Annotated in this window: 23 protein-coding genes and 2 tRNA genes; 11 read left to right on the top strand and 14 right to left on the bottom strand. The window is 62.3% G+C overall.

Features of this window, described 5'->3' with window-relative positions; all coding sequences use genetic code 11:
- The first annotated feature begins 22 nt into the window (after window positions 1–22).
- From P9250_RS22270 to P9250_RS22260, 3 genes are all read left to right on the top strand, one after another.
- Window positions 23–1,213, top strand: coding sequence for an MFS transporter (locus tag P9250_RS22270; protein WP_244827984.1), 1,191 nt, complete (start codon window positions 23–25; stop codon window positions 1,211–1,213).
- Window positions 1,214–1,257: 44 nt separating this feature from the next.
- Window positions 1,258–1,347 (top strand) — tRNA-Ser (locus tag P9250_RS22265).
- 696 nt (window positions 1,348–2,043) lie between these two features.
- Window positions 2,044–2,316: a hypothetical protein gene (locus tag P9250_RS22260; protein ID WP_310395219.1), complete on the top strand. Its 273-nt coding sequence runs from the start codon at window positions 2,044–2,046 to the stop codon at window positions 2,314–2,316.
- Here the strand turns inward: P9250_RS22260 and P9250_RS22255 are convergent, their stop codons facing one another.
- Window positions 2,317–2,472 carry a hypothetical protein gene (locus P9250_RS22255; protein ID WP_244827345.1) on the bottom strand — a complete coding sequence of 52 codons (156 nt, stop codon included), beginning with the start codon at window positions 2,470–2,472 and terminating at the stop codon, window positions 2,317–2,319. It lies immediately after the preceding gene.
- Window positions 2,473–2,617: 145 nt separating this feature from the next.
- Between P9250_RS22255 and P9250_RS22250 the strand changes: the two genes are divergently transcribed.
- Window positions 2,618–3,103, top strand: coding sequence for a TonB family protein (locus P9250_RS22250; RefSeq protein ID WP_310395216.1), 486 nt, complete (start codon window positions 2,618–2,620; stop codon window positions 3,101–3,103).
- A gap of 258 nt (window positions 3,104–3,361) precedes the next feature.
- A complete protein-coding gene (locus tag P9250_RS22245) occupies window positions 3,362–4,666 on the top strand; it encodes an MFS transporter (protein WP_244827343.1) in 1,305 nt (434 codons plus the stop codon).
- A 34-nt stretch (window positions 4,667–4,700) separates the two neighbouring features.
- Here P9250_RS22245 and P9250_RS22240 read toward each other — a convergent pair whose 3' ends face one another.
- Complete coding sequence (locus tag P9250_RS22240) at window positions 4,701–5,852, bottom strand: OpgC domain-containing protein (RefSeq protein ID WP_244827342.1); 1,152 nt, start codon at window positions 5,850–5,852, stop codon at window positions 4,701–4,703.
- Between the two features lie 252 nt (window positions 5,853–6,104).
- Here P9250_RS22240 and P9250_RS22235 point away from each other — a divergent pair, with 252 nt between their 5' ends.
- Window positions 6,105–6,284, top strand: coding sequence for a hypothetical protein (locus P9250_RS22235; protein WP_244827341.1), 180 nt, complete (start codon window positions 6,105–6,107; stop codon window positions 6,282–6,284).
- Window positions 6,285–6,541: 257 nt separating this feature from the next.
- Window positions 6,542–7,918, top strand: coding sequence for a chloride channel protein (locus tag P9250_RS22230; RefSeq protein ID WP_310395213.1), 1,377 nt, complete (start codon window positions 6,542–6,544; stop codon window positions 7,916–7,918).
- Window positions 7,919–7,935: 17 nt separating this feature from the next.
- Here P9250_RS22230 and P9250_RS22225 read toward each other — a convergent pair whose 3' ends face one another.
- From P9250_RS22225 to map, 6 genes are all read right to left on the bottom strand, one after another.
- Window positions 7,936–8,244 (bottom strand): YXWGXW repeat-containing protein, encoded by a 309-nt coding sequence (locus P9250_RS22225; RefSeq protein ID WP_250491967.1) that lies wholly within the window; start codon window positions 8,242–8,244, stop codon window positions 7,936–7,938.
- 268 nt (window positions 8,245–8,512) lie between these two features.
- Window positions 8,513–8,767 carry a cell division topological specificity factor MinE gene (minE, locus tag P9250_RS22220; protein ID WP_244827338.1) on the bottom strand — a complete coding sequence of 85 codons (255 nt, stop codon included), beginning with the start codon at window positions 8,765–8,767 and terminating at the stop codon, window positions 8,513–8,515.
- 9 nt (window positions 8,768–8,776) lie between these two features.
- Window positions 8,777–9,592: a septum site-determining protein MinD gene (minD, locus tag P9250_RS22215; protein ID WP_244827337.1), complete on the bottom strand. Its 816-nt coding sequence runs from the start codon at window positions 9,590–9,592 to the stop codon at window positions 8,777–8,779.
- Between the two features lie 79 nt (window positions 9,593–9,671).
- On the bottom strand, window positions 9,672–10,454 hold the full coding sequence (gene minC, locus P9250_RS22210; protein WP_244827336.1) for a septum site-determining protein MinC: 783 nt from the start codon (window positions 10,452–10,454) through the stop codon (window positions 9,672–9,674).
- A 118-nt stretch (window positions 10,455–10,572) separates the two neighbouring features.
- The gene (locus tag P9250_RS22205) at window positions 10,573–11,097 is read right to left on the bottom strand and encodes a GNAT family N-acetyltransferase (protein WP_310395210.1); all 525 of its coding nucleotides are present in this window, start codon (window positions 11,095–11,097) and stop codon (window positions 10,573–10,575) included.
- Window positions 11,098–11,314: 217 nt separating this feature from the next.
- Window positions 11,315–12,097 (bottom strand): type I methionyl aminopeptidase, encoded by a 783-nt coding sequence (gene map / locus P9250_RS22200; RefSeq protein WP_250463762.1) that lies wholly within the window; start codon window positions 12,095–12,097, stop codon window positions 11,315–11,317.
- Between the two features lie 244 nt (window positions 12,098–12,341).
- On the opposite strand from map, the gene P9250_RS22195 reads away from it, so the two are divergent.
- Entirely contained in the window at window positions 12,342–12,719 is a 378-nt protein-coding gene (locus P9250_RS22195) for a hypothetical protein (protein WP_310395208.1), read from the top strand.
- Window positions 12,720–12,817: 98 nt separating this feature from the next.
- Here P9250_RS22195 and P9250_RS22190 read toward each other — a convergent pair.
- The 3 genes from P9250_RS22190 to P9250_RS22180 form a co-directional block, all read right to left on the bottom strand.
- A tRNA-Ser gene (locus tag P9250_RS22190) sits at window positions 12,818–12,908 on the bottom strand.
- Between the two features lie 120 nt (window positions 12,909–13,028).
- A complete protein-coding gene (gene serS / locus P9250_RS22185) occupies window positions 13,029–14,327 on the bottom strand; it encodes a serine--tRNA ligase (RefSeq protein WP_250525532.1) in 1,299 nt (432 codons plus the stop codon).
- Between the two features lie 235 nt (window positions 14,328–14,562).
- The gene (locus tag P9250_RS22180) at window positions 14,563–15,879 is read right to left on the bottom strand and encodes a replication-associated recombination protein A (protein WP_310395204.1); all 1,317 of its coding nucleotides are present in this window, start codon (window positions 15,877–15,879) and stop codon (window positions 14,563–14,565) included.
- Between the two features lie 186 nt (window positions 15,880–16,065).
- On the opposite strand from P9250_RS22180, the gene cytX reads away from it, so the two are divergent.
- Window positions 16,066–17,370: a putative hydroxymethylpyrimidine transporter CytX gene (gene cytX / locus P9250_RS22175; protein WP_310395203.1), complete on the top strand. Its 1,305-nt coding sequence runs from the start codon at window positions 16,066–16,068 to the stop codon at window positions 17,368–17,370.
- Between the two features lie 13 nt (window positions 17,371–17,383).
- On the opposite strand, the gene speB is transcribed toward cytX, so the two are convergent.
- Window positions 17,384–18,373, bottom strand: a complete 990-nt coding sequence (gene speB / locus P9250_RS22170; RefSeq protein WP_310395201.1) for an agmatinase — start codon at window positions 18,371–18,373, stop codon at window positions 17,384–17,386.
- Between the two features lie 117 nt (window positions 18,374–18,490).
- Between speB and P9250_RS22165 the strand changes: the two genes are divergently transcribed.
- Both P9250_RS22165 and P9250_RS22160 read left to right on the top strand, forming a co-directional pair.
- Window positions 18,491–19,405, top strand: a complete 915-nt coding sequence (locus P9250_RS22165) for a LysR family transcriptional regulator (RefSeq protein ID WP_310395199.1) — start codon at window positions 18,491–18,493, stop codon at window positions 19,403–19,405.
- Between the two features lie 194 nt (window positions 19,406–19,599).
- Window positions 19,600–20,025: a hypothetical protein gene (locus tag P9250_RS22160; RefSeq protein ID WP_310395197.1), complete on the top strand. Its 426-nt coding sequence runs from the start codon at window positions 19,600–19,602 to the stop codon at window positions 20,023–20,025.
- A 16-nt stretch (window positions 20,026–20,041) separates the two neighbouring features.
- On the opposite strand, the gene lolA is transcribed toward P9250_RS22160, so the two are convergent.
- Both lolA and P9250_RS22150 read right to left on the bottom strand, forming a co-directional pair.
- Window positions 20,042–20,713 (bottom strand): outer membrane lipoprotein chaperone LolA, encoded by a 672-nt coding sequence (gene lolA / locus P9250_RS22155; protein ID WP_244827327.1) that lies wholly within the window; start codon window positions 20,711–20,713, stop codon window positions 20,042–20,044.
- 32 nt (window positions 20,714–20,745) lie between these two features.
- Window positions 20,746–23,055, bottom strand: a complete 2,310-nt coding sequence (locus tag P9250_RS22150) for a DNA translocase FtsK (protein WP_250463655.1) — start codon at window positions 23,053–23,055, stop codon at window positions 20,746–20,748.
- Window positions 23,056–23,222: the final 167 nt, after the last annotated feature.

The following is a 23,222-nucleotide window of genomic DNA, read 5'->3' as shown; positions in this document are numbered from 1 at the left end:
CACGTTGGGATCGGACTCGGTGATGCGGCATCGTCCGTTTGCGCTTTTCTGGAGCGCGCGGGTGATGTCGTCGGTGGCATTTCAGATGATGTCGGTGGCGATCGGATGGCAGGTTTATTCGATCACGCATAGCGCGTTCGCGCTTGGGCTCGTCGGACTCGCGCAGTTCCTGCCGATGTTCGTGCTCACGCTCGTCGTCGGCCATGTGGCGGATCGTTACGACAGGCGCACGATCGCGTGGGTTTGTCAGGGCATCGAGGGCGCCGCGGCGCTCTGTCTGTGCGCGGGCGCGTGGCATGGCTGGCAAAGCGTTGCGCCCATTTACGCGATCGCGGCGATCACGGGCGCGGCGCGCGCGTTCGAATCGCCATCGATGGCGGCGTTGCTGCCCAATCTCGTCCAGCGTTCGCAATTGCAGCACGCGACGGCGTGGTCCACCTCGGCAAATCAGACGGCGCAGATTCTCGGCCCGGCGATGGGCGGCCTCCTCTACGGCCTCGGCGCGTTGACGGTGTATGGCGCGGTAGCCGTCGCGTTTCTCGGCGCGGCGTTTGCCGTGGCGGCGATCAGGATCGATGAAGCCGTCCGCATGCGCGCGCCGCTGTCGTTCGAGGCGCTGTTTTCGGGCATCGCCTTCATCCGCAAGAAGCCGGTGATCCTTGGCGCGTTGTCGCTCGATTTGTTCGCGGTGCTGCTCGGCGGCGCGACCGCCCTCTTGCCGGTGTTCGCGCGCGACATCCTGCATACCGGACCTTGGGGTTTGGGTGTCTTGCGCGCGGCGCCGGCCGTGGGTGCGCTTACCGGCTCGATCTGGCTGGCGCATTTTCCGTTGCGGCAGCGTGCGGGCACGGCGCTTTTCGGTGGCGTGATTGCGTTCGGCATTGCGACGATCGTGTTCGGCTTGTCGCGCAACATTTATTTGTCGCTGGTGGCGCTCGCGGCGCTGGGCGCGTCGGATGTGATCAGCGTGGTCGTGCGCATGTCGCTCGTGCAGTTGCAGACGCCCGATGAGATGCGCGGACGCGTCGGCGCGATCAATTCATTGTTCATCGGGACGTCGAATCAGCTCGGCGAATTCGAATCGGGGATGACGGCGGGTTTGTTCGGCGCGGTGCCGGCGGTGTTGATCGGCGGACTCGGAACGATTGCCGTGGCGCTTCTATGGATGCAACTATTTCCCGCCTTGAAAGCGACGCGCTCGCTCGAAGGCTGATGGTTCCGAAGCGCGTTTGAGTGCGCTACAATACGCGCCTTGCTGGAGGTGTGGCCGAGCGGTTTAAGGCACCGGTCTTGAAAACCGGCGAAGGAGTGATCCTTCCGTGAGTTCGAATCTCACCGCCTCCGCCAGCGCGATCTCTAAAAGCCCCGTAATTTAAGAATTACGGGGCTTTTTGTTTTCCGGCGCGCAATTGATTCATCAGCAAGCAAGAACAGCGAGATTCTCTTTCGATCATGACGAACTGGTTGCACCGACGCCGGGGAATCAAGAAATTCGAGCATCCAGAACTGCTTACCAGTCGGCATGCTCTAGCGTGCTATCGATCTTGGTTCATGGAGAAGCGCGCGTTTGATCGAGCCGCAGTGATCCAACACTGAACGATCGACCAATAAGGCTTCGCGAAGGCGAATTCCCTGTGAAACCGCTCGAAACATGGCCAACTCGCCGCACTGGGTAACAAAAGCTTAAAACGAGACAACCGTCCGATACGGCTGCATGCCCAAGAGCAACAATCAATCGGATTCCTCCGATATATGAGGCATCGCCCGATCCCTATCCTTGACCTTGCTTCCTCGTCGCGTTAAACGCCTTTTCGCGATAAGGAAGCCGTTCGAAGTGTTTGACCTCGCCTCGCGCGAGGTCTTTTTTTTTGCCTGCCGCGCGCGTGCACTTGCAAACAGCAACGAGCGCACAAACCCTATCTGCCACAATCCGCATGAACAAGGCGGCTTAATTACCATCTAACCGCCTCATCGATCGATAAAGCGGAGACAAGCCTGATGAAGCCAAGCCGTATCGCGCAAGTAACTTTGGGTTGCATCGCCATGACAGGCATAACAGCGCATGCACAGCCGCAACCCAACACTCAATGGCGTCAGGCGGAAACCTCGTTTTTCGATCTGATTCAAAACGGCTACGGAATCGTAGCCTTGACGAGCATCGCCGAACGCGCGTCCGGTCTGCCTGCGGATACTTACGTGCTGCAAAAAAACAATAGCGTCTTTCGTTGCGTCGAAACGCGCGCCGCCGAGCCAGAAACAACGAGAACCGCCGCGCCATTGCGCTGTGCGGAACTCGTCAAACCCTTCGTGGATTGATCAACCTACCGGCGCTTCGCCCTCGCCTGTTTCCTTTCCTGGGCGATCGTTTGGCGACTGCTTGCGGCCTTCGTCATCGCGTTCGGGCAGCTTGCTCTTCTCGTTGTCGCTGTGTTCGGCGGGTTGTGCTTCGGCCGGCTTCGCTTCGCTAGTCATGGCTCCTCCTGTTTGCCTTGGGTGTAAGCATCGTCAGCAAATCCTGCGCCTGTAAGAAGCGCATCCAGAAGCGCACGCAGAATCGCAAACACTGCGGCGCCGACACGGGCTACCATCGATCCATCGTCATCAGATGCTACTCGCGATGCCTAAAGCACCGATTCCGCCGTCAGCCACGCGCGTCGCCATCGTGCTTGCCGCGACATTGGCCGCCTGCACGATCACGCCGCCACCGAGCGTCATCGAAGCACGCTCCGCCGCAACCGCACCGTCTCGCGCATCGCTTGGCGACTACAAGGAGCGCGTCGCGCAACGTATCCTCGAACGCAATCCGTCGTACGTGCTGAAGGGCACGCCGCAAGCCATGCTGCGCTCGTTCGTGCTGGTGTCCTTTACCGTGGATCGCAACGGGCGCGTCGTCAATTCGTCGGTGTATCGCACCAACGGCGACGACGAAGCCGAAGCCACCGCGCTCGCCTCGCTGCGGCGCTCGTCGCCATTGCCCGTGCCGCCCGCTCGCCTCCTGAACGGCAACGGCCAACTCGAACTCTTCGAAGGCTGGATGTTCAACGACGACGGCCACTTCCAGTTGCAAACGTCGCATTCGCCACAAGCAACGACCATCGATTGATTGGCGCTCTCGCGGCACGCTCGTTATAATTTTTGACATCCCGGCCGGGCCCGCTTCCGGCATGGCTTTCAGACCGCGCCTACCCCTCGCGTCCGTTGAAAGTCTTTGTCCGGTTCGCGCTCTACTCCTGCGAGCCGCTCGACCGTTTTACCGCCCACCCCAACAAGCGTCTTGCGTGCGCTCTTACGCCTTGCTCGCCCATCGAGCAGGAATGCGCCACCATAAGCACCACAAAAGCGACACGACAACGGAGACACCATGTCATCACCCACGCTTTCCGCCGCCAAGCCAGGCGACGGCGCCCAAAGCACCTCGCGCGTGATCTTCGCGAGCTTCATCGGCACCGCGATCGAGTTCTACGATTTCTACGTCTATGCGACAGCCGCCGCGCTCGTCATCGGGCCGGTGTTCTTTCCACACGGATCGCCGGCCGCGCAAGCGCTTTCGGCTTTCGTCACGTTCGGCATTGCGTTCGTCGCGCGGCCTATCGGCTCGTTCATCTTCGGGCACTTCGGCGATCGCGTCGGCCGCAAATCGACGCTCGTCGCGTCGCTGCTCGTCATGGGCATTTCAACGACGCTCATCGGCTTCGTGCCCGGCTACGATTCCATCGGCAGTCTTGCGCCCGTGCTCCTGTGCATCCTGCGCTTTGGGCAAGGCATCGGGCTCGGCGGCGAATGGGGCGGCGCGGCGCTACTTGCAACGGAATACGCGCCCAAGGGCAAGCGAGGCCTCTTCGGCATGTTCCCGCAGCTCGGGCCGTCAATCGGCTTTCTTGCTTCCAACGGCCTGTTCTTCGGCCTCGCGCTCTCACTCTCCGACGAACAGTTCCGCAGTTGGGGCTGGCGCGTGCCGTTCATCGTGAGCGCGGTGCTCGTCGGGCTCGGGCTTTACGTGCGCCTGAAAATCGCGGAGACGCCCGCATTCCGCACTGCCGTCGAGCGTCACGAGCGCGTGCGCGTTCCCATCGCCACGCTGCTCGGCCGTTATCTTGCGCCGACCTTGCTCGGCGCCTTCGCGATGGTCGTCTGCTACACGCTCTTCTACATCTCGACGGTCTTCTCGCTGTCGTACGGCGTCTCCACGCTGCATTTCTCGCGCGAAAAATTCCTCGGTCTCTTGTGTTTTGCCGTGCTGTTCATGGCAATTGCGACGCCGATCTCGGCCATCGCCAGCGACCGCTTCGGCAGACGGCCCGTGTTGATCGTCGGCTGTCTCGCGGCGATTCTCTCCGGCTTCGCAATGCTGCCTCTGCTCGGCAGCGGCAACACGGTCTACGTCGCGCTCTTTCTGACCATTGAATTGTTCTTGATGGGCGTGACTTTCGCGCCGATGGGCGCGCTCCTGCCCGAGCTGTTCCCGACGAGCGTGCGCTACACCGGCGCGGGCGTCGCGTACAACTTGGGCGGAATTCTGGGCGCATCGGTGGCGCCTTATATCGCGCAATTGCTCGCAAATCGCGGCGGACTGTCGTGGGTCGGCGGGTACGTATCGGCGGCGGCGGCGGTGAGCCTCATCGCCGTGCTGTGCATGCGCGAGACGCGCGACATCGCACTTGAATAGCGTTCGAATGACTTCGATAGCGATACCGGCGCGTTCAGCGATCGCGCTGGTTCACCGCATGTGCGGGCACCGGCTGGCCCTTGATGAGCGGCACGCGCTTGCGTTCCCGTTCGACGCGCGTGCGCTTGCGCTCGGCCCAGAAGTGCGCGAGCCATAGGAGCGTGCCGACAGCGAGCGCATCGGCGGCGAGACCGCCAATCCACTGATAGTGCGTCATGCCGATGGCGCGCAACGCCGAATCCAGCACGAGTGACACACACGTGCCCGCGATGAAGCACACGAGCCCTTGCTGCCCGATAGTCACCACGCCCGGCAATTTAGCCGCGAGCGCCTTGATCCATCCCGCATAGACCGCGCGTGCGATCACCCATGCAACGGCGGCGAAACTCACGATACGCAACGTCGCCAGGTTCTGCTTGAGGTAACCCGGCGGCGCTTGCGTTTCCAGGAAGAGCTTGAAGAATGCGAAGGTCAGTGCGATCGCGATCGCTCCGCACGTCAGCCAACGCGCAGTACGGCTTGCGTGGAAGTCGTTGCTGACAGGCTGCACGCGCGCAAGGATGCCCATCACGAACATGAGCTGCCACGCGAACGGATTGAACGACCACGCTTCGGCGTAGGTCGAGGGCAGCGCGCGCGCCAAGGGAAGAGCGGCGAGCCACACGAGCAGACTGCCGAACATGGCGATAACGGGCTTCCTCTCGGCGAGCGGAACCACGAAAGGCACCGCGAGCGCGAAGATGGAGTACATCGGCAAGACTGACGAAAGATACGGCTGCTGGCGCAAGGTCGTGATGTCGAACAAGAGCCCGACCGGACGCACAAGGAAAGTCGGCCATTCGGTGTACCGCAGCATCGGCGAATCGATCTTGAGGAGCATCAGCAATGCGCCGCCGATCAACATGAGAACCGCGGTCAGCAGATAGGCGCGATAGATCTCCCAACTGCGCTTGAAAAAGCGTCGGCGGGCGGCTTGTGCACTACGGCGAGTCGCAAGCGCCGTGTATGCCGCCGCCGACGCATAACCGCCGAGGAAGACGAATACTTCCGCGGAATCGCAGAACGCGTATTGATGCAGCGTAAAGTGCGACAGCACGCTTCCCGATATATGGTCGACCGCGATAATGAGCAGCACGACGCCTCGAAAGAAATCGACTTCGAGAGAACGTTGGGTCGGGGAACTCATTGGACGAATGCTCCACGCACTGCGGTCGGGCGCGCGGCCAACATGGCGTTCGCGCGCATACGGGGTTTGTACCTAGCCTTAAAAGAAAATTCCCTGAATCAACGCGTATTTAAATTAACACTTGAAGACAGTCGGGAAGCTGGCGGCAAAATGACTATTTTGTTGGGTGTTGCAGTAACTATGCCAATACCTAATACTCGATAAAACGCCGGTCGCGGGAAGGAATGCCGTTTCAATCGACAGGAGGCTGAAATGCCTTTTCATCTGCAGAGTTCGCATCTCGTCGTGGTCATCGCACTGGCCTTGGTGACGGCCTTGCTCCTTGCGATGAAGTTCCGGCCGCTCACATGGCGCGGCGTCGTTTGCGAGGCGCTCATTGCGAATATCGGAGCCATCGGCGCGGTGATCGCTTTCGAGATGCTTACCGGCTGAAAACGTGTCCAGCTTTCGACTGACCAAGATTTTTCAAGCCGATTGAACTTTCGTCACGGGCAAAAGTCTTTTCAGGAGTGCCGTGCATGCGCGGCAACCTTCTCCTCTCCGCTCTCGTTGTCGGGAGCGTTTCTTGGGCGCCTGGCGAAAGCCTCGCGCCTGTTCTTTTTTCTGGCTCCGGGGTCTGCTTCGTCAGGCGTAACCTGCCGCATGCTTGGGACGCTCGCTATACTCTGCCCTTTGGCCGAAGCGACCGCATGATCCGAGCGCTACGTTCTCTTTCTCTTCGCACCGCGCGACGCACACGCGGCCTGTGGCGTCGCTACGGTATCTTCTGGCTTGGCGCAATCGCCGTCGGACTGATCGCCGTCTACTATGCGCGGCTGATCGACTGGGGCTACGGACTTTTTCTCGATGCGCGCGCCGCGCACGCCTGGCTGTCGCTCGTCATCACACCGGCCGCCGCCGCGCTATGCGTTTTCGTCACGCGCAGGTTCTTTCGCGGCTCGGAAGGCAGCGGCATCCCGCAGGTCATCGCCGTACTCAACAGTCCGACTTCGGAAGCCGGCGGACGGCTGCTTACGCTCAGGATTCTCGCGAGCAAGATTGCCGTATCGTTCATCGCGATTCTGGGCGGCTTCACCATCGGCCGTGAAGGTCCGACCGTGCAAGTCGGCGCGGCGCTCATGTTCAACATGCGGCGCTTCTACCCGCGCTCGAACTCGCTGATCGAACGGCAACTCGTGCTGGCGGGCGCGGCGGCCGGTCTGTCGGCGGCGTTCAACACGCCGCTCGCGGGCATCGTCTTCGCCATCGAGGAGCTCACGCGCAGCTTCGAAGTGCGCACGAGCGGCGTGCTGATCACGGGCATCATCATCGCGGGGATCGTGGCGCTCGGGCTCAACGGCAACTACACGTATTTCGGCACCATCGACGTCGGCACGCACTTTTCGAACATGCTGGCCGTCGCGGTGATCGTGACCGCCATTGTCACGGGCATGGCGGGCGGCGTCTTCTGCTGGCTCCTTCTGAACACGTCGAGGTGGATTCCCGCGCCCTTGCGGCATTTGCATGCGTCGCGGCCGGTCGTGTTCGCCGCGCTGTGCGGACTGGTCATCGCGATCGTCGGGCTCGTGTCGGGCGGCACGACCTTCGGCAGCGGCTATGCGGAAGCGCGCGGTCTGCTCGAAGGCCGCGAACATCTTTCGGTGTTCTACCCGCTATTGAAAATGATCTCGATGATCGGTTCGTATCTGCCGGGCATTCCGGGCGGCATCTTCGCGCCGTCGCTGTCGATTGGCGCGGGCTTCGGCAACGTGTTGCATCTGCTGTTTGGACAGATGTCGCTGCCCATGATGATCGCGCTCGCGATGGTCGGCTATCTTGCGGCCGTGACGCAATCGCCGATTACAGCGTTCGTCATCGTGATGGAGATGATCAACGGCCACGCGCTCGTCATCTCGCTGATGGCGACCGCGCTGGTGTCGAGCCGCGTGTCGCGCTTGTTCGCGCCGCCTTTATACGAAGCGCTGTCCGAGCGCTATATGGCGCCGTTGCCACAACCGGCGGCCTCGCCCGAGGTGCCGGAAAGAGACGAGGCCGTCGTCGAGAAAGACGCGGCCCCGCAAAAGTAATCAGCCTTACGCGCCGATCAGTCCCAATGCCCTGCCACATAGCGATGCTGGCCGTGATCTTCCACCCAAACGGCCGGCACCCAGTGATGGCCGACGTGCTCGGCTTCCCAATGGCCCCCCGCCCAGACGTAGTGGCCGTGTTCCCAGTTCCAGTGACCCTGATCCCACACGTAACCCGCGCGTGCGGGCGGCACCGGCTCATGGCGCGGCGCGGGCGGCGCGCTAGGCGCCACGATCACGATTTCGGCCGATGCCGCGGTCACGGTGAGCGCGCCAGCGACGATAAGCGCGGATGAAGCGAGCAAATGGCGAACGGAAGTTTTCATGCTTGGACCTCGTATTCCAGGACATTGAACGCGCCGGGTGGCGCGGATTTTCATGTCGGCAACGCAACCTTGCTGCCGATGTCCGTTCAATGCGCGACGTGGTCAAAAGGAAGACAAACGTCTGATTACGAGATGACCGAAGTGCAACCGAATATTGATGAAAGCCACGCGCATTTGAAGCCGCGCGCAAACGATAGCGTCGCCATGAAAAAAGCCAGGATCGCCCGATCCTGGCTTCATACGTTCATCTCGATACACAAGCCCGGCGTTATGCCGGCGGTATCTCGATCTTCACTTCCAGCACTTCGAGATCGTCCTGACGTTCGAGGCTCACTCGAATATCGTCGTCAGTAATCTTCACGTACTTCGAAATCACCGCAACGAGTTCCCGTTGCAACGCCGGCAGGTAATCGGCGGCGGCTTTGCCACCCGCGCGCTCGTGCGCAATGATCAACTGCAAGCGTTCCTTCGCGACCGCAGCGGACTTTTTCTTCTCGCCCAGCAAAAACGAAAGAATCGACATTGCGTCCCCTTACTTGGTGCCGAAGATACGTTGCAGCAGCCCTGGCTTTTGATAATCCGTGAAGCGCAGCGCCTTTTCCTCGCCGAGAAAACGCGACACCACGTCCTTGTACGATTCCGCAACGTCGGTGCCGTCCAAATGCACCGCGGGCAAGCCCTGGTTCGATGCATGCAGCACCGCTTCCGACTCCGGAATCACGCCGATCAGCTCGATCCGCAAGATCTCCTGGATGTCGTTCAACGACAGCATCTCACCTTCGGAGACGCGCTTCGGGTTGTAGCGCGTGATCAGCAGATGCTCCTTGACCGGGTCCTTGCCTTCGATCGCGCGCTTGGTCTTCGAAGCGAGAATGCCGAGAATACGGTCCGAGTCGCGCACGGACGACACTTCCGGGTTCGTCACGATAAGCGCTTCGTCCGCGAAGTGCATGGCCATGAGCGCTCCCGACTCGATACCCGCCGGCGAGTCGCAAATGATGTACTCGAAGTCCATCTTGCTCAGTTCGTCGATCACCTTCTCCACGCCTTCGAGCGTGAGCGCGTCCTTGTCACGCGTCTGAGACGCCGGAAGGATGTAAAGGTTCTCGAGCTTCTTGTCCTTGATGAGCGCCTGATGCAGGTTCGCCTCGCCCTGGATCACATTGATGAGGTCGTACACCACGCGGCGTTCGCAACCCATGATGAGGTCGAGGTTGCGCAGACCGACGTCGAAGTCGATCACGGCCGTCTTGTGGCCGCGCAATGCGAGCGCCGATGCGAAGCTCGCGCTGGTGGTCGTCTTGCCGACGCCGCCCTTCCCCGAAGTCACCACAATGATTTTTGCCATACAAGTACCTTGTGTTCGTCAAATAGGTCCGTCGCGTTGCTTAATCGAGCGCGCGCCAAGGGGCATCGGGCGCGCGGCGTCAGGTCAGCCGCAGCGGTTCGATCATCAGTTTTTCTTCGTCCAGCCAGATCTGCACCGGCTTGCTCTGTACATCGGGCGAGAGCGGGTTCTCGGTCGTCCGGTAGATTCCCGCGATGGAGATGAGTTCCGGTTCGAGACAAGTGCAGAAGATCCGCGCGTCGTGATTGCCGTGCACGCCTGCGAGCGCGCGGCCTCGCAATGGCGCATAGATATGGATATTGCCTTCCGCGATGACCTCGGCGCCGTACGACACGAGCCCGAGCACGATAAGATCGCCTTTCGCGTAGACCTGCTGACCCGAGCGCAACGGCCGGTCGATGATGGTCGACGGCTGCGGCAGCGCGGGCGGCGGCGTGATGGCGACTGCTGCTTCGATCGCCGCGGCGGCCTCGACGTTAGGCTTGGCCTCATCGACCGAAGGCTTCGGCGCGCCACGCCGGTCGCGCGCCTCGAGGACCGGCAAGCCGCCCTCGCTTGCCCATTGAATTGCCCAGCGCTGCACCGGCAACGCGACGATGCCCACGGGCCGCATGCGCACGCTCTTCAGAAGCGTCTCCAATTCCGCGAGCGAGACGCGCTCGCCTTCGCCGCCTTCGGCTTTCTCGGCGAGCCGGCGCACGTCGATGGCGACCACGTCGCCCGCGAAGAATTCGGGAGTCGCCTCGAAGCGCCGCGTGAGTTCAGTGCGCAGGGCATCGAGGTCTGGAGTCTTGACGACGAAGTAGAGCGTGTCGACGGAGCCGCTGCGCAGTTCGAAGAAGGGCGTTTTGTTGAGCGACATAGGAACGGCCAAAATTTTTGCGTATTTTACAGGCGTGTGGGCGCGCGGCCATACTTTTTACGGCCCGTTTCAGCTATCGGAAACGATGAGTACGCGCGAAGGAAGGGGGAAGCGAGACTTACGCGCCGGTCTCGCGCTGAACGTGGCGCACGTAGAGCAGTTCGTGCTCCTGTTCGTGCGACGACATCGTGCGGCGATCGCCCGTGGGGCCGAAGCCCAGACGTTCGTAGAAGCGCATTGCGGTGCGGTTTTCGTCGGCGATCCACGCATGCACTTCCGATGCGCCCTGCGCCGCGAGCCAGTGCGACGCGGCGTTCACGAGCAACTCGCCGCCACGCAGATGGCGCACTGCCGGCGCGACCCAGAGCGCCGCCACGAAGGCCCGCGCCAATCCGGCTTCCTCGACATACGCATGCACGAGCCCGCAGGGATGCCCTTCCGTGTAGAGCAGGAAGGTCGCGACGCGAGGCGAATGCGCGTGCTCGGCGGCGGTGTCGTCGAACGATTGCGGCTCGACGCGCAGCGCATCTTCCAGCGTCTCGCCGAACGCATAGGGCGCTTCGCGCAGCGACGACGTGCGCAGCTCGCGCAATACCGCGCCCTGTTGCGAGGCGATTCGGTTGACGGTCAGTGAGGGACTCATGCGGGGCTCATGCAGGCAAATTCTCTCTGGCTCTCTGGCTTCTCTGCCTCGAAGGCGCTCGGGCCTTTCCGGTATTCGGGCCATTCGCGTAGCTTCAACCGAACGGGCGTACCCGTCAATTCTTTCTTCTCGGATAGTGCTTTACAGCGCACATGCAGACGCGCTCTCGCCGCTCACGCACCATCACGGCGCGCGCAAACGGTACTCGCGCGCTTCTTTACGGCGCGGCGTAGGCGCCTACGCCATCCGGCCAGGGCGTAAGCAACTCGAAGCCGTCTTCCGTTACCGCGACCATGTGTTCCCACTGCGCCGACAGCGAGCGGTCCTTCGTGGTCACCGTCCAGCCGTCGCGCGACTGCTGCGTGGCGGGACGGCCCGCGTTGATCATGGGCTCGATGGTGAAGACGAGGCCGGCCTTGAGCCGCAGACCCGCGCCGCGCTGGCCGTAATGCAGCACTTGCGGATCTTCGTGATACACGCGGCCGATGCCGTGACCGCAGTACTCGCGCACCACCGAAAAGCCTTCCCGGTGCGCGACCGTCTGGATTGCGTGGCCGACGTCGCCGAGCGTCGCGCCCGGACGCACTTCGCGGATGCCCGCGACCATGGCTTCGTAGGTCGTTTCGGTGAGGCGCCGCGCTTCCTTGTTCGGCGTGCCGGCGTAGTACATGCGGCTCGTGTCGCCGAAGTAGCCGTCCTTGATGATGGCCACGTCGATATTGATGATGTCGCCGTCTTTCAGTTCTTTCGGGCCGGGAATACCGTGACAGACGACATGATTCACCGACGTGCAGACCGTCTTCGGAAAGCCCATGTAGCCAACGTTCGCCGGCACGGCCTTCAGTTCATCGACGATGAAGCGGTTGCAGAGGGCGTCGAGTTCGTCCGTGGTGACGCCGGGGCGCACGTGTTCCCCGATCATGGCGAGGACTTCGGCGGCCATGCGGCCGGAGATGCGTAACTTCTCGATGTCAGCGGGTGTCTTGAGCGTAATGGCCATTGGCAGATGTGTTCGTCGCGCCTGCGTGCGTGGCGCGAGAAACGCCGCTTGGGGCGCGCCGTGCACGAGGACATTGGGGCCGATGATAGCACTCTCGTGCGGCCCTCTCTCTTTGGAAAGGCGCATGCGTGCTGCGTTTCGTGGCGACACCGGGCGTTTGCGATCGCGCCATGCGGTCTTGTGATCGATGCGCGATTGTGGTCTAGTGACCCGCATTCGCACTTGAGAACCCGAGCCTGAAGATATGAACCTGCATCGCCTGAATGCTGCTCGTGCCGTTTATTCCGTCTATGCCGTTTGTACCGTTACCGCGGTCTTGTCCGTGCTGGCTGCCTGCAGTTCGACGAGTGGCCCGGAGCTGAGAGCGTCGAAGCCCGTGATTCATGTTTCATCGGCGCGGCGTGCGTTGGATATATCGGGCTGTCTCGAAGGCAGGTTGCCTTCGGTGCAGACGGTGCGCAATCAAGGAGCGACGGAGCTCGTCGTCGGACCGAACGCGTGGCTCGTGACCTTGACGCCATCCGCGTATGGAACAGAGGTGAAGGTGCAGCGATCCGTGGATGACTACAGCGGGTTGCCGGAGCCCGAACTGAGGTTCGATGTGGCGCGATGCACGACTTGATGCACGACGTGATGCCGAAGTGATGCGAAGGCCTTGAACGAAACCGGGCCCTCAACGAAAAACCCCGCAAGTCTCACGACTTGCGGGGTTTAGTATCTTGGCGGAAAGGGTGGGATTCGAACCCACGGTACAGCAAAACTGTACACTGGATTTCGAGTCCAGCGCATTCGACCACTCTGCCACCTTTCCGTCTACCAGCCTAGGCCTTAAAGGCTTTGCCGGCCTTCGCGAAGCGGGTCGTTGCCAAGCGAAGAAAGAAAGTATAACGAAGTCGTTCGAGCTTTCCAAGACCCTTTTTAAAAATAAACGTCAGACCACGGCCGGCGCCTCGATACGCTCTGCGCCACGCATGTAAGGGCGCAAAACCGCGGGAATGGTCACCGAGCCGTCCGCGTTCTGGAAATTCTCCAGTACGGCAACCAGTGTGCGTCCCACCGCGAGACCCGAGCCGTTGAGCGTATGCACGAACTCCGGCTTGCCTTGCGCATTGCGAAAGCGCGCCTGCATGCGTCGCGCCTGGAAGGCCTCGGTATTCGAGCAGCTCGAAATCTCGCGATAGGTGTTTTGCGCCGGCAACCACACTTCGAGGTCGAAGGTCTTCGCCGCCGAAAAGCCCATGTCGCCCGTGCAAAGCGTGATCACGCGATACGGCAATTCGAGCTTCTGCAGAATGGTTTCGGCCTGCCCGACCATCTCGTCGAGCGCGGCGTACGAGTGCTCGGGTGCGACGACCTGCACCATCTCGACCTTATCGAATTGATGCTGGCGAATCAGGCCGCGCGTGTCGCGTCCATATGAACCCGCCTCGGAACGGAAGCACGGCGAATGCGCCGTCAGCTTCACCGGCAGCGCGCTCGCTTCGAGGATGCTGTCGCGCACGGTGTTCGTGAGTGAAATCTCCGAGGTAGAGATGAGGTACTGCGTGACCGTGTTTTCGTCGCCGCCCTTCTCGACGCGGAACATGTCGTCGGCGAATTTGGGCAACTGTCCGGTGCCGTAGAGAATCTCAGGATTCACGATGTACGGTGTGTACGCTTCTGTATAGCCGTGCTGTTCGGTGTGTGTGTCGATCATGAACTGCGCGAGCGCGCGATGCAGCCGCGCAATAGGCCCGCGCAAGAGCGTGAAGCGCGCGCCCGAAAGCTTTGCGCCGGTTTCGAAATCGAGGCCGAGCGGCGCGCCGACATCGACGTGATCCTTGACCTCGAAATCGAACGCGCGCGGTGAACCCCAGCGGCGCAGTTCGACGTTCTGCTTCTCGTCGTTGCCCACAGGCACGCTTTCGTGAGGCAGATTCGGCACGGTCAGCATCAGGTCCGACAGACGCTTCTGCACGTTTTCGAGTTGCGTCGCCGATGCCTTCATCGTGTCGCCGATGCCGCCTACTTCCGCCATCACCGCCGACGTGTCCTCGCCCCGGCCTTTCATCGCGCCGATTTGTTTGGACAGGCTATTGCGGCGCGCCTGAAGTTCTTCGGTGCGGGTCTGGATGTCGCGTCGCTCGGCTTCGAGCGCGACGAAGGCGGCAACGTCGAGCGTGTAGCCTCGGTCGGCGAGGCGCTTCGCGACGCCGTCCAGGTCTTTACGGAGGTGTTGAATGTCGAGCATGTCGGGGATGCTTTTGTTAAGTATTCGAAAACGACGATTTTAGCGCACGCATCGGGCGCGGCCGTGGCTGGCGTTCAGGCGATCATGCACCGCCGATTTTTTGCGGCAAGGCGCGCCGCCAGTAGCTGTGAAGTCTAACGCACCGGTTACGGCCGGCGCGTGCCGCTTCGATTCGCTCGATGAAACAGGCGGGCGGTGCGAGTGAAACGAAGCACCCGCCAGCGTGCAACACCCCTTACCGCTTCTTCTCATCCTTGTGCTCGCGCCGCCAGGCTTCGTCGAGTTCCGCGAGACGCGACAGCTTGTCGCCGATCTTGCCTTCCAGCCCGCGCGGCGTCGGCGCATACCAGTGCGGGTCGCGCATGCCGTCCGGCAGATAGGTTTCACCGGCGGCATAGGCGTCCGGTTCGTCGTGCGCGTAGCGATACTCGTGGCCGTAGCCGAGCTCCTTCATCAACTTCGTCGGCGCGTTGCGCAGATGCACCGGCACGCCGCGCGACTGATCCTTGCCGACGAAGCGCCGTGCCTCGTTATACGCGTTGTAGCCCGCGTTCGATTTCGGCGCGACCGCCAGATAAATGAGCGCCTGCCCGAGCGCCAGTTCGCCCTCGGGCGAGCCGAGCCGCTCGTAAGTTTCGGCGGCATCGAGCGCGATGCGCGCGCCACGCGGATCGGCAAGACCGATATCTTCCCAGGCCATCCGGACGATGCGCCGCGCCAGATAACGCGCGTCCGCGCCGCCGTCGATCATGCGGCAAAACCAGTACAGCGCGGCGTCCGGATTGCTGCCACGCACCGACTTGTGCAGCGCGCTGATCTGGTCGTAGAACGCGTCGCCGCCCTTGTCGAAACGGCGCAGATTTTCGGCGAGCGCGCTGCCGAGCAAGGCGCCATCCACGTGCGTCTGCTTCTGCTGCGCGGCCGCGCGTGCGACGATTTCCAGGTTATTCAGGAGCTTGCGGCCGTCGCCATCGGCGGAACCGATCAGCGCGTCGCGCGATTCGTCGGTGAAGGTCAGGCCGCCGAGTTCAGTGCTTGCGCGCTCCAGCAGTTCTCTCAACTCGCCGGCGTCCAGGCTTTTCAGCACGTAGACGGCGGCCCGCGACAACAGCGCGCTATTCACCTCGAACGACGGATTCTCGGTCGTCGCGCCGACGAACACGAACAGGCCCGACTCCACGTGCGGCAAGAACGCGTCCTGCTGGCTCTTGTTGAAGCGATGCACTTCATCGACGAACACGAGCGTCTGGCGCCCGTTCGCGCGATGAATCTGCGCCGTCTCGACCGCCTCGCGGATATCCTTCACGCCCGAGAGCACCGCCGAAAGCGAGATGAACTCGGCGTTGAAGGCAGCGGCCATGAGGCGCGCGAGCGTGGTCTTGCCGACGCCGGGCGGGCCCCAGAGGATCATCGAATGCGCCTCGCCCGATTCGAACGCGACGCGCAGCGGCTTCGCCTGACCGAGCAGATGCTTCTGCCCGATCACGTCGTCGATGGTGCGGGGGCGCAGGCGTTCCGCGAGCGGGACGGTGCCACGGTTTTCTTCGAACATGTGCTTGCTGAGTGAGGTGAGGCGCTGACGGCCGGGTCACCGGACGCATTTTTGCCTATGCCGAACGGCAGAGCTAGCGCATTGCTCCGCGTGGCCGCAAAATCCGGGTCATTATGACAGCCGATGCTCGCGCGCGAGCGACGGCTTCGGACAAACCGCGAACAGACAAGATAAGGATCAAATCCGATGCAGCAAGAGGACACGTCGACTTACGCCCCGCTCATTCCCGTGCCGCCCGAACGGCGCGCCTTCGGCACCAGCGACGCCTTCGCGCTGTGGTTCTCGCTCGGCATCGGCCTGCTAGTCGCGCAGGCGGGCGCGCTGCTCGTGCCGGGTCTGTCGCTGGCGCACGCACTCGTGGCAATCGTCATCGGCACGGTGATCGGCGTGGTGCTGCTCGCGCTCGCGGGCGTGGTCGGCGCGGACACGGGGCTCGCCGCCATGTCCTCGCTGCGCCCGACGCTCGGTGTGCGCGGCGCGTCGGTGCCTGCCGTGCTCAACGCCGTTCAACTGGTCGGCTGGGGCTCGTTCGAAATCATCGTCATGCGCGATTCCGCGGACGCGCTCGCCAAACAATCTTTCAATCTGTCGATGCCGCTCGTTTGGACCGTGATCTTCGGCGTGCTCGCCACGCTACTCGCGGTGAGCGGTCCGCTGTCCTTCGTGCGGCGCTTTCTGCGTACCTGGGGCATCTGGCTTTTGCTCGCGGGCGCGGGCTGGCTCACGTGGAATCTGCTGGCCAAGCAGGATCTGGCCGCGCTGCTGGCACGTCCTGGCACCGGTGAGTTGGCGTTCGGCGCGGGGATCGATCTAGTCGTTGCCATGCCGCTTTCGTGGCTGCCGCTGATTGCCGATTACACGCGCTTTTCTCGCAGCGCGGGCGGCTCGTTTCGTGGCACGCTGCTCGGCTACGGCATCGCGAACCTGTGGTTCTACGCGCTCGGCGCGGTGTACGGGCTGGCCGCGGGCGGCGGCGATGCGCTCCTCACCATCGCGCTCGCGCAAGCGGGTGGCGGCATTGCGCTGCTCCTGATTCTCATCGATGAAATCGACAACGCCTTCGCCGATATCCACTCCGCCGCCGTCTCGACGGGCACGTTCTGGGCGCGCGTGAGCGTACCCGTGCTTTCCGCCGCGTTCGGCGCGCTCTGCACGCTGGTCGCGCTCGCCGTTGCCATGGGCAAGTATCAGAACTTCCTGCTGCTGATCGGTTCGGTGTTCGCGCCGCTCTTCGGCGTGGTGCTGGCCGATCACTTCATCGTGAGAAAACGCCGCGTCGATCTCGCCGCGCTCGGCCAGTCCGTCGGCCGCTATGGCTATTCGGGCGGCTGGCACGTGAGCGCCTTTGTCGCGTGGGCGATCGGAATCGCGGCCTATCACGCGATCAACCAGTGGCTGCCGAATCTAGGCGCGACATTGCCATCGCTTGCGTTGGGCGCCGTCTGCTACTTGCTGCTGGTTTCAACGCGGCGGGCGGCGTTGGCTTCGTAACGTCTCGCCCGATTCACGCGCGCCGCTCGACGCCCGGAAACACGCACAACAATTCGAACGCAAGATTCGCCCCGAGCAGCGCCGTGGTCCCGAACGGATCGTACGGCGGCGCAACCTCCACCAAATCCGCCCCGACGATATTCAAGCCCCACGCGCCGCGCACGATCTCCAGTGCCTGCGGCACCGTCAGACCCGCGATTTCCGGCGTGCCGGTTCCGGGCGCAAACGCCGGATCGATGCCATCGATGTCGAAGGTGATATATACCGGCCCGTCGCCCATCTGTTCGCGCACTTCGGCCATCAGCGGCGCGAGCGACTTGTTCCAGCACTCCTCCGTCTGCACGACGCGAAAGCCCTGTTCGCGGCACCAGTCGAAATCGCTCGCCTCGTAGCCTGTGCCGCGCAGGCCGATCTGCACGACGCGCCCGCAATCGAGCAAGCCCTCTTCCACCGCGCGGCGAAACGGCGTGCCGTGCGCGATCTTCTCGCCGAACATGGTGTCGTTGACGTCGGCGTGAGCGTCGATGTGAATGAGCCCGACCTTGCCGTGCTTCGCGTGGATCGCCCGCAGAATCGGCAACGCGATGGTGTGATCGCCGCCAAGCGTGATCGGCTTGCAATCGTGCGCGAGGATCTCGCCATATGCGCGCTCGATGCGGTCGATCGAATCCAGCAGGTTGTACGGATTGATCGCGACATCGCCGATATCGGCCACTCGCAGCGAGTCGAACGGCGCGGCGCGCGTCGCCATGTTGTACGGGCGCAGCAGCACCGATTCGCTGCGCACCTGGCGCGGGCCAAAACGCGCGCCCGTGCGATTCGACGTACCGAGGTCGAACGGCACGCCGACGAAACACACGTCGAGACCGGCGGCCGTCGGTACGTTCGGCAGACGCATCATCGTGGTGATGCCGCCGCAGCGCGGCATCTGATTGCCGGAAAGCGGTTGCGGACGTTCGGCGTCGAAGTGTTCGGCAGGTGTAAAGAGCGAAAACGTATTCATGGTGTCAAATGTTTCCGTTCAGCCAAAGATGGCGTATTAGTACCCGCTTTTGACTCAAGCTAAAATGGCGACGAAAACAACTTCACATCGATCCCAATCGATGTATAGGCGGCGCGCGTGTTCACTCATCTTTCCGACCTGGATTTGCGGCTCATACGCGTGTTTCTCGCCATCGTCGATGCAGGCGGCGTTTCCTCCGCGCAGGCCACGCTCAATGTTGGCCAGTCGACCATCAGCACGCAACTCGCGACGCTCGAAACGCGCCTCGGCTACCGGCTTTGCGAGCGCGGACGCGGCGGTTTCGCACTCACTTCGCGCGGCGAGCAATTCGTCGATGCATGCAGAGCGTTGCTCGCCGCTGTCGAAACGTTCGATTCCACCGCGCGCCATGTCGGCCGAAAACTCGTCGGCACGCTGACGCTCGGGATGATCGGCAACACGCCGGTGAGCGCGAATGCGCGCATCAGCGAGGCGATCGCGCGCTTCCGGCAGCGCGACGAATCGGTGCGCCTATCCGTGCTCGTCCGCTCGCCAGGCGAACTCGAGGAAATGCTGCTTGCCGGCCGCATTCAGATGGCGATCGGCTACTTTTGGCATCGCGTGCCGTCGCTCGAATACACGCAGATCTTTGCCGAAGATCAGTTCGCGTACTGCGCGCGAGAGCATCCGCTTTTTGTACACGCGGGCAATGTGAGTCCGGACGATGCCGCCGAGCATGCGTGGGCGTGGCGAAGCTATCCGCTGCCCGAAGCAGGCGCGCTCACGCCGCGCACTATCGGCGCGGTCGCGGACAACATGGAAGCCGTCGCCATGCTCGTGTTATCCGGGCGGCATCTCGGTTATCTGCCGGAGCATTTCGCCGCGCCTTATGTGAAAGACGGCTTGCTCGCCGCGTTGAATCCCGAGTTCATGCGTTATCGCGTGGCGTTTCACATGGTCGTGCGCGCCGAGCGCGGACGCGGCTCGCGCAATGCGAAGAACGATATCGTCGATGCATTCATCGAGGACATGACCGCCGCTCACACTGCTTAGACGCAGCTAAATAAGCAGTACGCATGCTTATTCGACAAGCATCGATTTCCGCGAGCAATTAGCGAAAGCCAATCACTCGACCGACACGATTTCTCCTAATATCCAAACTAATCGCGCTATCTCAAAAATAAGCCGAATGATCGGATGTGCTTAATCACGTCACGCGAAACACGGACTTTTCAACGGGGGAAAAGATGGACCAAGCAAAGCTGAGAGAAACACGCCGGGTTGGATTGGCAGCGGCGCTCGCCGTGATGAGCGCCTATGCGGTATCCACCCCGGTGTACACGATGCCCGGTGGCACGATCACATTCCGGGGCGCGCTGGTGGCGCCGCCGTTTGGCGTATCGACATCGACGGCGGCAACGTCCGCAACTTTTTCGGCGACGAACCATGCGAGCGACCAGACGGTCTCGGTGCACTTCACGCCGCCGCCAACCGACGCGCCGAACGCACGCGTCGCCATTGCCGGCAGCGTGTACGCGCGCTTCGCCGATGGCGCCGGACGTCAGACCGCACGCGGCAGCGATGGCACGTTTCACGTCGGCGCGACAGGCGGCGTGCTGTCCATGTCAGCGCCATCGACAGCGCTCGTGACGGTCGTCACCGACTATCAATAAGCCGGGCGCCCAAACCTTACCCGTTGATCACGTCCGCGCCCTTCGGCACGTTGAACTTGAAGGTATCGCTCTTGATCGGCGGGTTCTTCTGAATGTTCGAGAACGTAAGAAGCGTGACGTTGCCGAACACGTCGTGCAGTTCCATGGCTTGCAGATTGCCGTCCTTGAAGCCGATGCCCACGCGTTCGAACTGCGTGTCCTTCGCTCTAGGCGTGAGTTCCAGCCAGTCGATGCCGCCCTTCTCGCCCGCATCGCGCGAGGTGAAGTTCTTGTCGAGGTCGTTGCTGCCGAAAAGGATGGCGGCGGGGCTTGCGCCAAGCGCGCCGCCAAGCGTGCGAACGGTGACCTGGTTCAAGTCCTTGTCATAGACGTAGAGCTTGTCGCCGTCCGCCTGCAAAACCTGCGAGTACGGCTTTTCATACGACCAGATGAACTTGCCCGGCCGCGCGAACATGAATGTGCCGCTGGAGGTCACGCCCTTGGTCGGCGTAGTCGTGGAGCTTGCGCCGTTATTGACCTTGCCTGGCGCCTTGACTTCCTGTTGCGTGAATTCGCCGCGTGCCGCGTGGACTTGCGAAACGAAGGCCTTCAGCTGCTCCGTGCCACTCGCGTACGCGTGCGATGCAAACAGCATCGACGCGGACAGCAGCGCCGCGCCGAATACCTTCTTCCCCGTGTGTTGCTTCATGCTTTTGTTCTCCATTCAAAACACGTCGGCGCTCAATCGGAATCGCGCGCCGGCGTCAGAATCTCGCGGTTGCCGTTCGACGACATCGACGAAACGAGCCCGGAGTTCTCCATCTGTTCGAGCAGCCGCGCCGCCCGGTTATAGCCAATGCGCAGATGCCGCTGCACGAGCGAGATCGAAGCGCGCTTGTTCTTGATGACCACTTCCACCGCCTGATCGTAAAGCGGGTCGGACTCGCCATCGGTCGCGCCGCCTGCGCCGGGCGCGCCTTCTTCACCCTCGCCGGCCAGTCCGCCTTCGAGAATGCCTTCGATATAGTTCGGCTCGCCGTGCTCCTTGAGCTTGTCGACCACGCGATGCACTTCTTCATCCGACACGAACGCGCCATGCACGCGCACCGGCAGACCCGAGCCTGGCGGCAGATAAAGCATGTCGCCCATGCCGAGCAACGATTCCGCGCCCTGCTGATCGAGAATCGTGCGCGAATCGATCTTCGACGACACCTGGAACGCCATGCGCGTCGGCACGTTCGCCTTGATGAGGCCCGTGATGACATCGACGGACGGCCGCTGCGTCGCGAGAATCAGATGGATGCCCGCCGCGCGCGCCTTCTGCGCGATCCGCGCGATCAACTCCTCGACCTTCTTGCCGACGACCATCATCAGATCGGCCAGTTCGTCGATGACCACGACGATATGCGGCAGACGCGCGAGCGGCTCGGGTTCGTCCGGCGTGAGGCTGAACGGGTTCGGAATGGTTTCGTCGCGCTTCTTCGCTTCGTCGATCTTGCTGTTGAAGCTCGCGAGATTGCGCACGCCCATCTTGCTCATGAGCTTGTAGCGCCGCTCCATTTCCGCGACCGCCCAGTTGAGCGCGTGACCCGCCTGCCGCATGTCGGTGACGACCGGACACAGCAGATGCGGAATGCCTTCGTAGACGCTCATTTCAAGCATCTTCGGGTCGATGAGGATGAGCCGCACCTGATCCGCGCTTGCCTTGTAGAGCAGCGAAAGAATCATCGCGTTGATGCCGACGGACTTGCCCGAACCCGTGGTGCCCGCGACCAGCAAGTGCGGCATCTTGGCAAGATCGGCGCAGACCGGATTGCCGCCGATGTCCTTGCCAAGGCCCATTGTTAGCGGCGAGGCGGCGGCTGCGTAGACCTCGGAGCCGAGAATCTCGGAGAGCTTCACGGTCTGGCGGCGCTGGTTCGGCAATTCGAGCGCCATGAAATTCTTGCCCGGAATGGTTTCGACGACGCGGATGGACACGAGCGACAACGAGCGCGCCAGATCCTTCGCGAGCCCGACGATCTGGCTGCCCTTCACGCCCGTGGCCGGTTCGATCTCGTAACGCGTCACAACCGGCCCCGGATACGCCGCGACCACGCTCACTTCCACGCCGAAGTCCTTCAGCTTCTTTTCGATGAGACGCGAGGTGTATTCCAGCGTGTCGGCAGCAATGGTTTCCTGGGTTTTCGGCGGCGCGTCGAGCAACGCGAGCGGCGGCAAGGTGGAATCGCCCGGCAGGTCCTTGAAGAGCGGCACCTGCTTTTCTTTTTCCGCGCGCTCGGAACGCGGCGGCGTGGCGACCGGCGGCACGATCACGACCGGCTCGTGATCTTCCTGCTTCACGCGCGAGCGCACGACCTTGCCTTCGCGCTTGGTCGCCGCTTCCTCGCCGAGCTTGCGGTCGCGGCCCGCTTCGCGCCGGAGTTGCGCGCCGGTGATCGCGGTGAGAATGCCGTCGCCGACTTTTTCGCACACGGACAACCACGAGAAGCGGAAATAGAGCGACAAGCCGATGGCCAGCGCGATCAGCAGAAAGAGCGTCGCCCCCGTGAAGCCAAGCGCATGGGAAACATGGCGCGCGACCATGTCGCCGACCACACCGCCCGGCGCGCGCGGCAGCGGCACCTTGAGCGACCACATGCGCAACGCCTCGATGCCATCGCTTGCGAGCAGCACGAGCACGAACGCGAATGCCTCGGCGAGCCAGGTGCGATCGCGCGGGGTGTCGTCGTCGGCGAGCGCGGGTTGCGTGATGCGCCGGTAATTCGCGACGATCCGCCTCCCGAGCAGCACGACAAACCAGTACGACGAGAGCCCGAACGCGAGCAGCAGAATATCGGACGTGTTGGCGCCGACGCGCCCAGCCCAGTTCGAAATGTGATCCACGCTGATGGCGTGCATCCAGCTCGGGTCTTTCCGGCTATAGGAAAGGAGCGCCATGACGAGAAACAGTCCGAGCGCAACCTGGAGAATCCAGCGAATCTCGGTGAAGAGCCGCGACATGCGGTGCGGCAGCGCCTGCGGGCTCGCGGAATAGGATGCTTTGGCCATTGATTCGGAGTCGCTTGTCGCGGCTTATAAAGTGCCGCATATAAGGTGGCCTATTGTAAACGCTGCATTGCGGTGAACGGCGCAAAAAGGCGTCCGTGCTTGCAACCTGTAACACTCGTCACACGCAAACCGTCGTGGTTTAAGCCACGATTAAGCAACGATTTTTT

The sequence above is a fragment of the Caballeronia sp. LP006 genome (assembly GCF_031450995.1).
In the GTDB taxonomy this organism is placed as follows: domain Bacteria; phylum Pseudomonadota; class Gammaproteobacteria; order Burkholderiales; family Burkholderiaceae; genus Caballeronia.
Note: the sequence above shows the minus strand (reverse complement) of the source record. Positions and strands in the feature narration are given on the sequence as shown.